This is a genomic window from Flavobacterium panici (assembly GCF_903819335.1).
GTDB lineage: Bacteria > Bacteroidota > Bacteroidia > Flavobacteriales > Flavobacteriaceae > Flavobacterium > Flavobacterium panici.
The window spans coordinates 99349-114542 of the sequence record NZ_CAIJDE010000044.1 but is presented as its reverse complement, the minus strand read 5'-3'; the positions used below and the strand labels follow the sequence as shown (position 1 = coordinate 114542).

The following is a 15194-nucleotide window of genomic DNA, read 5'->3' as shown; positions in this document are numbered from 1 at the left end:
TGAAAACCTTGCAGGATGGAATTCGTTTAGAATATGGTCTATTCTTAATACCTACAAGGTTTTGAAAACCTTGCAGGACGAACAACTATTCTCCGCGTTTGGCTTCTCTGGCAAGATGATAAAATACCTCATCCATTGTGGTTACGCTAAATTGTTTTTTTAGGTTTGTAGGCGTATCGAGTGCTTCTACTTTTCCGTCGACCATTATCGAAACTCTGTTACAATATTCGGCTTCGTCCATATAATGCGTGGTCACAAAAATGGTAATTCCGTTTCCGGATGCTTCGTAAATCAAATCCCAAAATTGTCGGCGTGTTACAGGATCGACGCCGCCTGTTGGTTCATCCAGAAACACAATTTCTGGTTTATGAATAATCGCGGTTGAAAAAGCCAATTTTTGTTTCCATCCTAACGGAAGTGAACTGACTCTTTTGTCTGCCTGATCTTCCATTCCTAATTGTTTCAAAAGTGCGGCACTGTTTTCTTTGATGGCTTTATCACTTAAACCATAAATTCCGGCAAAAAAGGTAATGTTTTCCTGAACCGTCAAATCATCGTATAACGAGAATTTCTGACTCATATATCCTATACTTTTCTTTATTTTTTCGGTTTCTTTATAAATATCAAAACCTGCAATTTTTGCTTCGCCGGATGTTGGGTTCGATAAACCGCAAAGCATTCTCATGGCTGTTGTTTTACCTGCACCATTTGCGCCTAGAAATCCGAAAATTTCTCCTTTTTCCACTTCAAAAGTGATGGCATCTACGGCGGTAAAATCTCCAAATCGTTTGGTTAATGCTTTGCACGAAATTACTTTCTCGTTCATATTTTTTTTCTGTTGCTTAATTTTTTAAACACATAGGAACATAGATATTCGTTGAGTTGAAAAGGCGTTTCACTTGTTTAAACAAACATAGATAGAGATGTTTTAAAATGACATTATATTTAATATAGCCAGTGGTTTCAACCACTGGGACGCTGGATAATCACGATGCGTTTCCAGTGGTTGAAACCACTGGCTATGTTTAAAAAAATGAGTAAAATGAAAATTCAATATCTATGTTCCTATGTGTTTAAAAACCATATTAACTTAAGAGCTTAATAAAACTGTCTTCTATCGTTACGGCAGCTTCTTTTATTTCTATATTTTTAATTCCTTTTGTTTCCAAAAACTGTAATAAATCTGCTTTATCTGGGTTTTCTTTGAAAGAAAAATGAGCAAATTCTCCAAAAGCATAACTCATTAACCGATTTGGATATATTGCCAAAGCTTTCAAAAGTGAATACATATTATCTGCTTTTACAGCAAAAAGTGCATCAGGATAATTCTGGATTATATTTTTCGGACTGTCGATTGAAAGAATTTTTCCGTCCTGAATCAATGCAATTCTGTCACAAAGATTGGCTTCGTCCATATAAGGTGTTGAAACAATAATGGTAATATCCTGTTTTTTCAGTTTTTGGAGCATTTCCCAAAATTCCTTTCTGGAAACAGGATCAACTCCGGTTGTAGGTTCGTCCAGAAACAAAACATTTGGTTTATGGATTAAGGCACAGCACAAAGCTAGTTTTTGTTTCATTCCGCCCGATAATTTTCCTGCTCTTCGGGTTTTAAAAGGTTCAATCTGAACATAAATATCTTTGATCAAATTGTAATTTTCCTCAATTGTGGTTCCGAATAATGTGGCGAAAAAATTAAGGTTTTCTTCGACTGTTAAATCCTGATACAAGGAGAATTTTCCCGGCATATAACCAATTGTATTTCTGATGGATTTAAACTCTTTTACCACATCCAATCCGTCAATTGAAGCCGAACCGCTATCTGCTAATAAAACCGTGGTCAGAATTCTGAAAATACTGGTTTTTCCTGCGCCGTCCGGGCCAATTAATCCAAAAAGTTCGCCTTTGTTTACCGAAAATGAAACATCATTTACAGCAACCTTTTTCTCCTTTCCGTAGGTTTTGGTAATATTTTTTACAACAACGGATTCCATTATTTTGAAAGTTTGAGTTTAATTTCGCCATACATTCCAATTTTCAAATAACCATCATTTTTAACTCTCACTTTAACAGCATAAACCAAATTGGCGCGTTCGTCCTTTGTTTGAATTGTTTTTGGCGTAAACTCCGCTTTATCGCTAATCCATTCAACCACACCGCTATATTCTTTATAAGTTTTGTTTGTGTCGTCTACAAAAACTTTTACATTGTCGTTTAATTTTACACCCGGTAATTGATCTCCGGTAATATAAACCCTTAAGTTTATGGTTGATAAATCGGCGATTTTATAAAGTGGTTTACCAATTGTCGCCATCTCCCCTACTTCAGCATATTTTGTCAAAACTGTTCCGTTTGTTTTATTGACAATTTTCGATTTAGCCAGCTGATCCTGAATTTGACTTATCTGAACTTTTAAGGTTTGGGTTTCATCGTCAATTCCTGTTGTGCTGATATTAAGCTGCGTTTGTAAAGCGGTAATTTGTTTTTGAATAACCGAAACTTTTGTTGTGGCATCATCCAGTTGTTTTCTCGTTGCGGCATCGGCTTTTACTAAATTTTGCATACGCTGCTGGTCTAGTTTAGCTTGTTTTAATTCTTCTCTGTAAACATCTAACTGCGAATTGATATCGGGTTTTTTACTCTGTGTTGCTTTAATTTGTGCCACAAGCTGATCACGTTTCAGCGAAAGCTGTATGGTATCAATATAACCTACGACTTGGTTTTCTTTTAAAATATTCCCTTCTTCAACTTTTAATTCTTTGATTATACCGCTTGCTTCTGCCGGAATAATGGTTTCTACTGCTTCAAAAGTTCCTGTTGCATCAAATTCGTTCTTATTATCAGAACATGATATTGCTGTTGCTGCTATTATTATAAATGCTATTTTTTTCATTTTATGCTTAATTACCGGTTATTAATTTTTGTCTGTATTTTGCTAAAAGCAAATCTGTTTCATGAATAATTTTGTTTTGCGTTGCTGCGTTTTCTTCGTTTACTTCCCGCAGATAATCGCTGGAATCAATTACGCCATTATCTAATTGTGCCAATGCAGCTTTTTTGACATTGTTTCTAAGTGTTATAATTTCATTATCAGAAACCAGATATTCTTCGAGTTTTGTTATTTCTGCACTTTGTTGTTTTATGGATTGATTGGTATTGAAAAGAAAAACTTCTTTGTCGACTTCGAGCTGCTGTTTATTAATGTCGATAATTTGTTTTTGTTTTTTATCTGTATAAAGTCCCGTTAAAGACCAGTTTAGTCGCACTCCGCCAATGTAATAGGATTTCCACCCAACTTCGAGCATATTCAGTCCCGGATTTCCGTAACCGCCCTGTACGAAGAAATTGAACTTGGGTAGATTAGCAATATCAACTGTTTTTTTACCTAATTCCAGACTTTCATTTCTGTATTTAAAAAGCTGTAATTCAGGACGATTAATTTCAATTGAATTTACAATATTTTCAGGTGTTTCTAATTTTGTGTCTGGAGATAATTCTGAATTGATAAAAAGACCCAGCATATCTAAATAGGCTTTTTTGTAATTTCGAATGCCAATTGCAGTTTGGTCGGCTTTTAGATATTCTGCTTTAAGCAAATCTAAACTGCTTCTGTATGCTGTTCCATTATTCAATTGTGCCTGAACGGTTTTGATTCCGATATTGATATCGTTTTTTAGTAAATCATTTTGATGCAGCTGTTCATCAAAAACTAAAATTCCAAAATAGAGTTCGGTTACTTTTTGTTTTACTGCATATAAATCAACCTGAAGCTGCTGTTCTGAAACTTTGGTTTGTTTTTCTGCAACTTCTTTCTGCTGTTTTAAATTTCCTCCGTCATAAAGCAGCTGATTCACTTCAGCGTAAGCGCGATACTGATCTTTATTTAAAATGGGAACCTCAACGCCGGGAAGACTAACTGGCAGCTTTGTAACATCTGACTGATACGTTGCCTGACCAAAAATGTCGAATTTAGGATAATATCCTTTGGCAATATTATCAATCGTGAATTCGCCGCTTTTGGCAATTAAATCTCGTTTTTTAGGTAACGGATAATTTTCTTCTGCTAATGCGTAACAATCCTGCAGTCGTAATAACTTGTAATTTTGCTGTGCATAAAAATGAAATACGGGTATAAAAACCAGTATAACTACTAATAACCTTTTCATATTCAACTATTTAATTTTTAATATTTCGTTTTAATCATTTGATTAAATTTAGTCCAAAAAAATAGCTAGGAGTTCATCATAGCTTTAAACCATTGTACAATCAATGTTTTTCTTTCTTCTGCAAAATCATTCATTTGACTTGGTGTCATAACTCCGGCTGATTCTAAAACTGGTTTTGCTATAAAAGGAAAAATACACATTGATAATAAATTGATCATAAAATGAAGCGGATTAATATCCGGTTTTCTTTCTTTCAATTGTTTTACAAAAATGGATTCTGTCAATAATTTCCCGGCTTGTACTTTGTTCCCAAAATGTTCGGGATTATTTCTTATTTCGCTTAAAACAAATAATGGCAAACCTGGATTTTGAAGCAGCATCGTGATATAATTATCGGCTATCAACGTTACTTTTTCTTCTATAGAAGTGGTTTCGCCATTCACTATGGGTGCAATTACACCAAATAACTTTGCCACTTTCTCTGACATTACCAATTCAAAAAGTTTTTCTTTACTTCTGAAATAATAATTTAAAAGCGCCAGATTAATTCCTGCTTCTTCGGCAATATCACGAGTACGCGTGGCAGAATATCCTTTTTGTGTAAATACTATTCGTGCTGCTTCTTTTATCTTTTCTTCGGTACTTGCGTCTTTGTTTTTTGGGGTCATAATTTTGTAAATGTTTGACAAATATATAAATGTTTTTTAATTAAACAATAGATTTAATCAAATGATTAAAAAATATTTTTAACCTAATAATAAGATTTTAAATTACTTACACAAAAAATGCCTGCAAATTGTGGATTTACAGGCATTGTAGATAACTAACAAATATTAACAATAAAAACTAAATGCTCACTAAAAAGTAGTTTAGTTTATTTCGAAAATTCAACTGTATTTAGTTTTTTCCAGCTTCCGCGGGTAAAATCCGGGATTTCTACCGGAGCTGAATTATGGTCTAAAGAGATTTCTGTTAACGGACTTAAACAAGACCATTCGGCTAAATCGTAAACATCCATATCCAGCGGAAGTCCTTTTTGAAGGCAGTAAAACATTCTGTAATCCATAATAAAATCCATTCCGCCGTGACCGCCGACTTTTTTAGCCAGTTCTTCGATATCTTTTACGATTGGGTTTTTATATTTTTCCATTAAAATCTTTTTCACATCTTCCGAAACATATTCTTCGGCATTTAGATTTTGATAGTTTTTAGAAATTTCTGCTCCAACTTCTTTTGCATCAATTGCATAACCTTCTACCGGATATTTATTGGCAAAACCTTTTGTTCCGGATAATTGATACATTCTGCTGTAAGGTCTTGGACTTGTAACATCATGCTGAATCTGGATTGTTTTTCCCATTTCGGTACGAATCATCGTCATCGTGTGATCTCCATTTCTAAAGTCAGTTACAACTTCGCCTGTTTTTTCTTTTATAAAGGCAGGATTTCCAACTGCTTTTGTATCCATAGAAACCAGAAAATTCATTTTATCACCTCTATGGATATTTAATGCTAAACATGCCGGGCCCATTCCGTGTGTTGGGTAAATATCACCTCTGTGTTTGCGGTTGTAATCCATTCTCCAGTTGTTCCAGTAATTTCCCCAATATGGCTGTAATCCGTGAATATAAGAACCTTCTGCGTGAAGAATTTCTCCGAATACGCCTTGTTGTGCCATGTTTAATGTTGTTAATTCGAAGAAATCATACACACAGTTTTCCAGCATCATACAGTGTTTACGTGTTTTTTCTGAAGTATCAATTATATCCCAGATTTCACTCATGGTTAAAGCTCCGGGAACTTCTACAGCTACATGCTTTCCATCTTTCATGGCTTGCACGGCAATATTTGCGTGGTGTTTCCAATCGGTTACAATATAAACCAAATCAACGTTGTCCAATTTTGTTACTTTTTTCCAGGCATCTTCTCCAAAAAATTCCTGTCCTTTTGGTGCTCCAAGTTTAGCTAAAGTATCGTTTGCTGCTTTTGTTCTTTCTTCGAGCATATCGCATAAGGCTACAATTTCTACTCCGGGAACATGCGGAATACGTCCTACGGCGCCCGTACCGCGCATTCCCAGACCAATAACTGCTACACGAACGTGCGGAATTGCAGGAGTTGCTAAACGCAAAACATCTGTTTGTCCTTTGTCTCTTTTTGGTGCTTTTGTTTTAATAAGCTGCGCCGATGTGTCGCAGACTTTGAATAGCAAAAGTGCTATTAGTAAAAATCTTAAACTTTTCATTTTTTTTATTTTAGTGATATTTTTGTTTGAACGTTTTTATTTGTAACATTTTGTTTATTACACTTTTATATAGGTTTTGTTTTTGTGCATGTACCAAAGTATGAAATAGAGAATTCCGAATCCGGCTAAATCGCAAAAGGCGTCATAATATGCTCCTGTAAATTGCTCGAAACCAAAGAAAATCTGTTTGGCGATTAAGGAGAAATTAAAAACATGTGAACCAACATAAGCGGCGATTGCATTTAAACCAATTACTCTAAACGGATAAGCCCATTTTGTATAACCCTGAACGTCGACAAGCCAATAGAATAAAGCTAATAAAACAAAGCTGATTCCTGATGAAAAAATTACAAATGAACTTGTCCATATTTTTTTAATAATAGGATGCCAGATACCAATTATTAATGAAAGGATAATTGCGGTTACTCCGATTAATAAAAGATATTGTGCTATTTTTTTTCTTGAAAGAGAAGATAAAAGCAATTCTCCTGCAAATAATCCTGATAATGTTGTGGCTGTAAATCCTAAACCTGTTAAAAGCCAGGAATACTGTGTTTGATCATAAAAGGGTCCAAAAACCTGCTGATCGATAAATATGGGAAGATTTTTTTCTGGTAATAATTCGAAATTGTGACCAAAGTAACTTGGAATGGATAATAATACGGCATACAAAACAAGACAAACTACAAAGAAGATGTATCTTCCTTTTTTCGACAAATTTAAATAGGCAATACAGGAAAATAAATATCCAACTGCAATAGCCTGAAGTGTATTACTAAAGATGTGAAACTTTGAAATATTCAATTCGAGAAGATTTCCCTGCACGATCCATCCTAATATAAACAGTACTACAAATCGTTTTAAAATGTGTCTGTATAATTTAAAATCTGAATACGTTTCTTTGCTTCTGTTTCCTAAAGAAAACGGAATTACAACGCCTACAACAAATAAAAATAAGGGCATTATGACATCATACAAATGAAAACCAATCCATTCCGGATGTTCGAACTGGTCGGCCAGTGTTTTTGTTAAACTGGTATTTGCCGCTGTATTCAAATTATAGAAAAATCGGTCTGCTACTATAATCATCAAAAGATCAAATCCTCGCAGTACGTCTACAGACATTAATCGGTTATTGGCAATTGTTTTAGTCATTTACTTCTTTTTAAAATTGTTTTAACACATAGGAACATAGTCTTTTTTTAATGGGTAAAGGCGTTTCACTTGTTTAAACAAACATAGACTATGCGAAAAATCCTGATTTTATTTAGATCTCTGGTTAAGCCTTAAAATCTATGTTTCTATGTGTTAAAAAAATTGCGCTCAACAGAGCTAATTTATATTTACTCGATAGCTTATGCCATTTGGCTTAAAAAATTAATCTCCAAAAAACTCTTCGCCAAATGGCACATTTTGACCGGCTATCGATGACAAACTACAATTGTAATGTAGAGAACTTAGGTGCTTCCGGGAAGTTGGCAACTAATCCCCAGCCTCCATTCATTTCGGTAATGGCAATACCTATTGAACTTCCTAATGTTCCTAACTGTGATTTTGGGATGCTGAATTCGATCGCATTTGTGGTATCATTTAAACTCACAATTGGTGATGCTTTTAAATTTGCTCCAGAACCTGCAATTCCAGCCCATCCCCAGCCTCCGTTTGGATCTGTATGGTTATAAAATTGTCCCCAGCCGTTGGTTACTACAGGGCCTTCGAATAAAAATTCTGCTCCTGAACCTTGTGACCAATTGCTGTGTAAAAATCCTGTTTGGGTATTTCCATCGGTATTGATGTACATATCTACCAATTCCATCAGCATTTTTTTGTTTCCTTCTAAATACACATTTACATTTGGACCTCCAGCCCAAATTTTAATTTTTTGGATTGAACCATTTCCTGATGTATTTTGATCTGTTACGGCAACATCATCCCAATCTGTAAATTTTCCGTCGATTTTAATATCAATAATTATAATTCTTGGGGCAGTAATGGTTTTAGTGATAAAAGCTTCTTCTCCTTTATCGTTTGTTACGGTCAAAGAAACTCTGATTTCGCCTCCAATTTTATAGGTATAAACCGGATCTTTTTCTCCTGATGTATAATACAAATCTCCAAAATCCCATCTGTACTTTGTACCGTTTGTAGAAAGATTGGTAAAGGTAAATGTACTTCCATCATTTGTAAATGAGAAATCTGCGGTTGGTTTTGTTGCCGAATCGTCTGATGATGCACTATCGCTCGAACAAGCCGTTAGCAATAACATAGCAACAAGCAATGTTATGTATTTGGTTAGTTTTATTTTTTTCATGGTTTTTAATTTAAATGTTTTGATAACTATTTAATGATAACCGTTTGTGATAATTTATTGAATCCAGTTGCGGCTTCCCAAACTCCTGTATTGGCAAAACGAATACAATAATCTGGTCTGTCAACTAGTTTTGTTGAACTGTCTTCTATTTTTAATAACAATTCATAAGTTCCTGCCGGAATTCCGGATAAGCTCACCGATTCTTTTAAATCGTACGTTACTCTTGGTACTACTTTTCTAACATCGAAGTTTAATTTTTTCTTATAAACCATTCCGCCAGAAGTCGCTCTTAATATTAAATAAGCATTTTTAGGATTATAAACTGGGGCAAAACCTCCATTATTTAGCAATGCTTCAAACTCTAAAGTTCCGTTTAAAGCAGCTTCTTTTTTTAGACTTGAAGATGCTAATGAAAGTCTGTAACCCAGTTTTCTTTCAAAATCTGTAAAGCAGTTGTTGTTTCTCCATTCCTGCAAAACCGGACCATAATAATCAAGATTTAAATACGTCCATTTTAGCATTGTCATTTCTTTTTCAGCAGTAGTACAGCTTGCGATTGGCACATCTGTTGGCGGACAAGTTTCTCCTCCTGTTGGGACATAAAGGGCTTCGTTGCTTATGTATGTTTTTTCGGAAGTGATATCTATGTATGTTCCGTAATCGTCTACACTTGCCATGAAACAGTCATTATGAAATCCTAAACGAGCTGTATTTGAAGTTCCGTAACCAACGTTCGCGTCCATTGCAATTGTAGTTGCAACATAGTCTTGTTTGATTTTTGGAGTTCTTAACTGAATTTTTACTTCTTTTGGAAAAGAGGCTAAAAGTTTGTCTATAATCAGTTTTTTGTTTGCCGGCGTTGTAAGCTGGTTTGTAGTATAATACCATTCTCCCCAAGCTCCAACAAATCCTGCCTGAACAAAAGCAATGACATCTTTGTTTTCTTCCAAAATTGGTTTCAACTGATCTAAATGTCCAGAGATAACGGCTACAGAAGCATCTGTACCATCTTGTGCATCTGTATACGCAAAACGCAAAACACATTTTAAACCTGATTCTCTTAAACGTGTAAAATCGGTTTTGATAAGATCTAATTGTGTCTGGCTTAAAGCCGAAGTTTTAAACTTTTCCAAATAATACAAACGCAGAATAAGACTTACATTTTCCTTTTTCAGATTATTTAAAGAGGCTGCTGTCATTGCTGCTCCTTCTGAATTTACCTGCCACGAATGCATAAATCCACGCTCGGGATTTGTGAACACTTCGTTTGAAGCGGTGTAAGTTACTTTTTCAACTCCGTTTACTTGTTCGCCTCCTTCATTTTTGTCACCTCCATCGCTTTGACAGCTTGATGCGACATTCAGAAAAAGGCAGATTAACATTAGTAAATTTTTCATTTTTTGTATAATTAAATTATCTGATTTATTTTATTCCTTCACCAATTGTGATAGCCGTCTTCTAATTAATTATATCCAGGGTTCTGAATAAATTTACCTTTTCCTTCACTTATTCTGTCTAATGAAAATGGGAACAACGCTTTGTATGGAGCACTTTGACTTGCTGCACCATTTAAGTCAAGAGCATGTTCTGTAAATTTTCCGTGTCTGATTAAGTCTGAACGATATTGTCCGTTTTCGCACCAGTATTCGTGTGATCTTTCTAAAAGAATCATATCATTGAATTTGGCAAGTGTGTTGTAATTAGCTAATTGAATTTCACTGATTTTAGCTCTTTTTCTCACGATGTTTACCAAGTCAATTGCTTCTTGTGTTGGCGTTCCTGTTTTGTTTACCAATGCTTCTGCTTTTGATAATATTACATCTGCATAACGGTATACCACAATATCTACTGTTGTTAAAGCTGTTGTTCTGGCAGCATCCGGATGAATTTTTAACGGAATTGGCCCTAACTGCATATAGTTTGCAGGATTTGCTCTGTTGTACGTTACACCATCTGTTCCTGTAAACTCGGCAATAAGTGCCGTTTTACGAATGTCTGTTGCTTCAAAAGAATCATAAAATTTCCATGAACTTTGAATAGTTCCATAACCTCCACGTTCAGGGTAATTAGCCGGTAATACCATTAACTGCCATTGGTTTTCACTTGTTCCTGCATAATCTGCCGGAACCGCCCAAATTACTTCTTTGCTGTTAACAGGAGGTTTAACATCCCATAATCCAACATAATCTGCGTCTAATCCGTAGTAGTTCATTGCCATGATTGCATTCGCTTGTTCTTCAACATCTGCCCATCTTTTTTCATGCAGATATAATCTTATCAAGACCATTCTTGCCATTCCGTTGCTGAATCTTCCGTATGGTGTGTCGCCCGGAGCTTTTAAATCTGCTGCGGCTTCTTTAAGGTCTTTTTCAATAAAGCTTACCATTTCTGCATTTGAAAGTCTGGCCAAAGGCACTTCGTTCAAAGGGCTTTTAAGAATCTCAAGAGGTGCTACAACAAGCGGTCCGTATAAATCAAAAAGTTCATAGGCTAATAATCCTCTTGCACATTTAATTTCGGCAATAGCATTTTTCTTAACCAGCTCGTTTACATTGGCATTTTGTATTCTGTCAATGCTCAAGGTCATACTGCTTATTTTATTGTAGAACACATCATAAAATCTTGTAAAAGATGTAGAACTGGCTTTGTAGCTGTGTAATGATGCTTCTTGCTGTACGCCGTAAGGTCCCTGAAGAATTTCTGTCGTGGCATCAAGTATAAACATTAATCCGTTTTCTGAAGTAGAATGAATACCGTTTCCGTAAGAACCTCTTAACGGATAGTATGCAGAAGCTACTATTGCCTGAACATCAGCCTCCGATTTAGGAAATATACTCGGATTAATCTCATCGTAATTGATAGACTCAATATCTTCATTACATCCTGAGAAAACTAGTAATAGTAAAACTATTGTATAATTTTTTAAATTTTTCATGTCTTTTTGATTAAAACTTAAGATCAATTCCTACTGTGTATGTTTTTACATTTGGATATGCTGCTGCATAACCATCTGTTTCAGGATCTATACCATCATATTTTGTAATGGTAAAAAGGTTTTGCCCATCAAGTCTAATGGCTGCTCCCTGTATGTATTTACCAAACCATCTTTGTGGAAAATTATAACTAAGCGATACGCTTTGTAAACGAACAAACGAAGCATCCTGCATAAAGAAATCACCTGAACCATATTGTGTATATCCAAAGTGTGAACCCGGACGTGTGTTTGTTGGATTATCCGGTGTCCATCTGTCGTAAACACTTCTTAATGCATTTCTTCCGTTTTGTGCTACTCCTACTGCAGTTACACCATAAGTAAAATCGGTTTGATCTACAATTTTTCGTCCAAACATTCCATTAAATACAAAATTCAATTGGAAGTTTTTCCAGATAATTGTATTGCTTAAACCCGCAGAAAAATCAGGATCTGCAGAGCCCAGTAAAACAGTATCAGCTTCGTCAATTTTTCCGTCTGGTGCTCCGGTTCTTAAAAACACTCCTTTTTCATCTGTAACCGGATTTCCAGATGCATCTCTAACAAAACCGTTAAGATCTTTTATTTTAATTTGTCCCGGATATAAATCTGGCTGTGCCGGAACTACTTCTCCAATCTGCATAATACCATCAGCAATCTGGCTGTATTGTGCACGTACCGGATCGTTGTAACTCATATATACTGAAGGTTTCCAGTCTGGAGCTCTTTCTTTCCAATTGGTTTTATATTGTGAATATGTAAAAGTTGTATTCCATTTAAAATCCTGAGTATCGATGTTTTTTGAAGTTAAAGTAACCTCAACACCTTTAGTTTGTGTACTGCCTATATTTGCCCAAACAGTATTGATTTCATGATAACTATTAATAGGTTTTTCCATTAATAAATCAGAAACTACTCTTTCATATACCTCTACCGAACCTGATATTCTTCTGTTTAATAATTCAAAATCAACACCAAAATTCTTTTCTGTCGTTGTTTCCCATTTCAAATCAGGATTTTCTAATCTGCTGGCAAATACTCCAGTCCAAATTGATTCATCTGAGTTTAAATAAGCTGGCTGTGCATAAAATGCCCCTTTAGAAAGTCCGGCAGAATTACCAACAGAACCATAACCAAATCGCAGTTTAAGTTGTGATACATAATCTGTAATACCTTTCATGAATGGTTCTTGCGACACATCCCAACCCACCGAAATTGATGGAAACAAAGCATATTTTTTATTTGCTGCAAAGAAACTTACTCCGTCACGACGGATGGTAGAAGTTAACAGATATTTGTCTTTATAAGAGTAGTTTACTCTTGAAAAATATGAACGGTAACTGTCTTCATTTTTTGATGATGTAGTTAATTTTGTTCCTGCTCCTGCATTCATATTATGCCATAAAAAAGCATCTGTGATAAAATTACTGTTTCCTAATGATGCTCTTTCATTTCTGTAGGTTGACTGAGAATAACCTGCCATAAAAGTAAAAGAGTTGTCGTCTCCAATTTTCGTATTATAGGTCAATATAACATCTAGTAAATCATCATTCTTTTTTTGTGTATTGAAAGTTGCTTTACCATTTTCTAATTGCCCATACAGGGTAGTTCTTGGCAAATAATTACCTCTGCTTGTCTCGCCCTGATCAAAACCTGCCTGAACTCTTGCAGTAAGACCTTTTAATGGTTTTATTTCTGCATAAAAATTGGTCAGTGTTCTGTCTATTACTCCTTCGTCTGTAATTGTTAACAATGAGTATGGATTTGGTTCTAAAGCATTATCCGGGTTAATTGGATAATTACCAAATTCATCAATTGCTTCAATATTTGGACTTTGCTGTATAGCAGATCTTATAATTCCTGAATTTTCAAATTGATCACCGCCTAATTGTGAGTTTTGATTTTTGATTCGGCTTTTAGTCATATTCATTCCAAAAGTGACATAATCAGTTAGTTTTTGATCAATGCTAAAATGAACCGTACTTCTTTTTAATCCTGAATTTTTAACAATTCCTTCCTGATTGAATAAGTTTCCTGATAAAAAATATTTAGTCGATTTTGTCCCGCCTCGTATAGAAAGGTTATTTTGCTGCACCATTCCATCTCTTGTCACTAGTCCAAGCCAGTCTGTTCCTTTTCCGGCATTTCTAATCTGCTCATCAGAATAGAATCTTTTAAACGGAATTCCGTTAACAGGAGCAGCATTTGCTTCTTCCAATGTTTTTGGAGAATATGGATATACTTTATTAATAAATTCCCAGTTTTCTCTGGCAGCGTCATTTCTTAGCTGCATCCATTCCTGTAAATCCAGTACCTCATAACTATCATTATATTTTTGGTACGAATATGAACCAGAATAATCAACTCTTACATCTCCTTCTTTTCCTTTTTTGGTTGTAATCATAATGACACCATTTGCAGCTCTTGCACCATAAATTGCAGAAGCACTGGCATCTTTTAAAACCTCTATAGATTCGATATCATTTGGGTTAAATGAGTTTAAGATACTCTGCGTACCACCATCATAACGGTTTCCTGTTCCCGGCTGTTGTAAATTTGTAACCGGAAATCCATCAATAACAACTAAAGGATCGTTGCTTGCATTAATAGAACCCGCACCACGAATCTGGATATTAAATCCACCACCTGGCTGAGCACTGTTTTGTACGATTTGCAAACCCGCCACTTTTCCCTGAAGTGCTGTTAAAACTGATGGCGCTGAAGATAAAGTAAGCGTTTCTCCTTTTACAGAAGACATTGCTCCTAATACATTTTTCTTCTTTTGAGTTCCGTAACCTACAATAATAACCTCATTTAAACTTTTTGACGATGGTACTAATGAGACTTTAATTGTGGTTTGTCCGGCAATTGCAACTTCTTTTGTTTCGTAACCTACGTATGAAAACAAAAGGGCTTCTGTAGCGGCAGGAACTACTATTGTATAACTTCCGTCAAAATCAGTGGTTGTTCCTCTTGACGATCCTTTCGGTACAATGGTAACACCAATCATTGGCTGCCCTAATTCATCTAAGACAGTACCTTTAATTGTTATATCTGCTTCTGACTCTTTATTTATAATTTCTGATTTCTTCTCATTTTCTGTAGAAGAAACTGCGCTTACTTTAAAAACAGAAACTATCAGAAATAAGACCGTGAGTAATGTCTTTAAATTAAATTTTATTTCCTGATAGTTACTGTATAGTAACTTGTTACTTTTTTTCATATTATTCTGGTTAGTTTAATGGTTAATGTGAAAAGCAAACTTTGCGTGAGTAAAAATTGGTTAAGGCTTTTTCAAACACAAAGCGAAATGGGTCGGTTATGTTTTTTTTGAATTCATAATTTTTGTCTGTTTTTTGTTTTTGTTTTCGTTTGGTTATTTTTCTTAATTGATATTCTTATTTTATTTTTTTTCTTTTAATAATCAGCTGCTTATTTATTTTTTAGGAAGTCCTTTTTTGAGTTTTAAAATTGATTTTTAAGCTTAAAAAAATGGATAAA

General features: G+C 34.9%; 11 protein-coding genes. All 11 read right to left on the bottom strand.

Annotated elements, in window-relative coordinates:
• Positions 1-85: 85 nt before the first annotated feature.
• Positions 86-826 carry an ABC transporter ATP-binding protein gene (locus FLAPXU55_RS13040; RefSeq protein ID WP_180858153.1) on the bottom strand — a complete coding sequence of 247 codons (741 nt, stop codon included), beginning with the start codon at positions 824-826 and terminating at the stop codon, positions 86-88.
• A gap of 259 nt (positions 827-1085) precedes the next feature.
• A complete protein-coding gene (locus FLAPXU55_RS13035) occupies positions 1086-1994 on the bottom strand; it encodes an ABC transporter ATP-binding protein (RefSeq protein ID WP_180858151.1) in 909 nt (302 codons plus the stop codon).
• Positions 1994-2893 (bottom strand): HlyD family secretion protein, encoded by a 900-nt coding sequence (locus FLAPXU55_RS13030; RefSeq protein ID WP_180858149.1) that lies wholly within the window; start codon positions 2891-2893, stop codon positions 1994-1996. The genes FLAPXU55_RS13035 and FLAPXU55_RS13030 overlap by 1 nt, the downstream gene beginning before the upstream one ends.
• Before the next feature lie 7 nt (positions 2894-2900).
• Positions 2901-4166 (bottom strand): TolC family protein, encoded by a 1266-nt coding sequence (locus tag FLAPXU55_RS13025; protein ID WP_180858147.1) that lies wholly within the window; start codon positions 4164-4166, stop codon positions 2901-2903.
• A gap of 65 nt (positions 4167-4231) precedes the next feature.
• Positions 4232-4834, bottom strand: coding sequence for a TetR/AcrR family transcriptional regulator (locus FLAPXU55_RS13020; protein ID WP_180858145.1), 603 nt, complete (start codon positions 4832-4834; stop codon positions 4232-4234).
• A gap of 206 nt (positions 4835-5040) precedes the next feature.
• Positions 5041-6411, bottom strand: coding sequence for a Gfo/Idh/MocA family protein (locus tag FLAPXU55_RS13015; RefSeq protein WP_180858143.1), 1371 nt, complete (start codon positions 6409-6411; stop codon positions 5041-5043).
• Between the two features lie 57 nt (positions 6412-6468).
• The gene (locus FLAPXU55_RS13010) at positions 6469-7566 is read right to left on the bottom strand and encodes an acyltransferase family protein (RefSeq protein ID WP_180858141.1); all 1098 of its coding nucleotides are present in this window, start codon (positions 7564-7566) and stop codon (positions 6469-6471) included.
• A gap of 280 nt (positions 7567-7846) precedes the next feature.
• Entirely contained in the window at positions 7847-8722 is an 876-nt protein-coding gene (locus FLAPXU55_RS13005) for a PKD domain-containing protein (protein ID WP_180858139.1), read from the bottom strand.
• Positions 8723-8748: 26 nt separating this feature from the next.
• Positions 8749-10119 (bottom strand): DUF4832 domain-containing protein, encoded by a 1371-nt coding sequence (locus tag FLAPXU55_RS13000; RefSeq protein ID WP_180858137.1) that lies wholly within the window; start codon positions 10117-10119, stop codon positions 8749-8751.
• Between the two features lie 65 nt (positions 10120-10184).
• The gene (locus FLAPXU55_RS12995; protein WP_180858135.1) at positions 10185-11657 is read right to left on the bottom strand and encodes a RagB/SusD family nutrient uptake outer membrane protein; all 1473 of its coding nucleotides are present in this window, start codon (positions 11655-11657) and stop codon (positions 10185-10187) included.
• 10 nt (positions 11658-11667) lie between these two features.
• The gene (locus FLAPXU55_RS12990) at positions 11668-14916 is read right to left on the bottom strand and encodes a SusC/RagA family TonB-linked outer membrane protein (RefSeq protein WP_180858132.1); all 3249 of its coding nucleotides are present in this window, start codon (positions 14914-14916) and stop codon (positions 11668-11670) included.
• Positions 14917-15194: the final 278 nt, after the last annotated feature.

Coding starts and splice junctions, on each gene's coding strand:
- FLAPXU55_RS13040 (WP_180858153.1), bottom strand. CDS start 826: ATGAACGAGAAAGTAATTTCGTGCAAAGCATTAACCAAACGATTTGGA.
- FLAPXU55_RS13035 (WP_180858151.1), bottom strand. CDS start 1,994: ATGGAATCCGTTGTTGTAAAAAATATTACCAAAACCTACGGAAAGGAG.
- FLAPXU55_RS13030 (WP_180858149.1), bottom strand. CDS start 2,893: ATGAAAAAAATAGCATTTATAATAATAGCAGCAACAGCAATATCATGT.
- FLAPXU55_RS13025 (WP_180858147.1), bottom strand. CDS start 4,166: ATGAAAAGGTTATTAGTAGTTATACTGGTTTTTATACCCGTATTTCAT.
- FLAPXU55_RS13020 (WP_180858145.1), bottom strand. CDS start 4,834: ATGACCCCAAAAAACAAAGACGCAAGTACCGAAGAAAAGATAAAAGAA.
- FLAPXU55_RS13015 (WP_180858143.1), bottom strand. CDS start 6,411: ATGAAAAGTTTAAGATTTTTACTAATAGCACTTTTGCTATTCAAAGTC.
- FLAPXU55_RS13010 (WP_180858141.1), bottom strand. CDS start 7,566: ATGACTAAAACAATTGCCAATAACCGATTAATGTCTGTAGACGTACTG.
- FLAPXU55_RS13005 (WP_180858139.1), bottom strand. CDS start 8,722: ATGAAAAAAATAAAACTAACCAAATACATAACATTGCTTGTTGCTATG.
- FLAPXU55_RS13000 (WP_180858137.1), bottom strand. CDS start 10,119: ATGAAAAATTTACTAATGTTAATCTGCCTTTTTCTGAATGTCGCATCA.
- FLAPXU55_RS12995 (WP_180858135.1), bottom strand. CDS start 11,657: ATGAAAAATTTAAAAAATTATACAATAGTTTTACTATTACTAGTTTTC.
- FLAPXU55_RS12990 (WP_180858132.1), bottom strand. CDS start 14,916: ATGAAAAAAAGTAACAAGTTACTATACAGTAACTATCAGGAAATAAAA.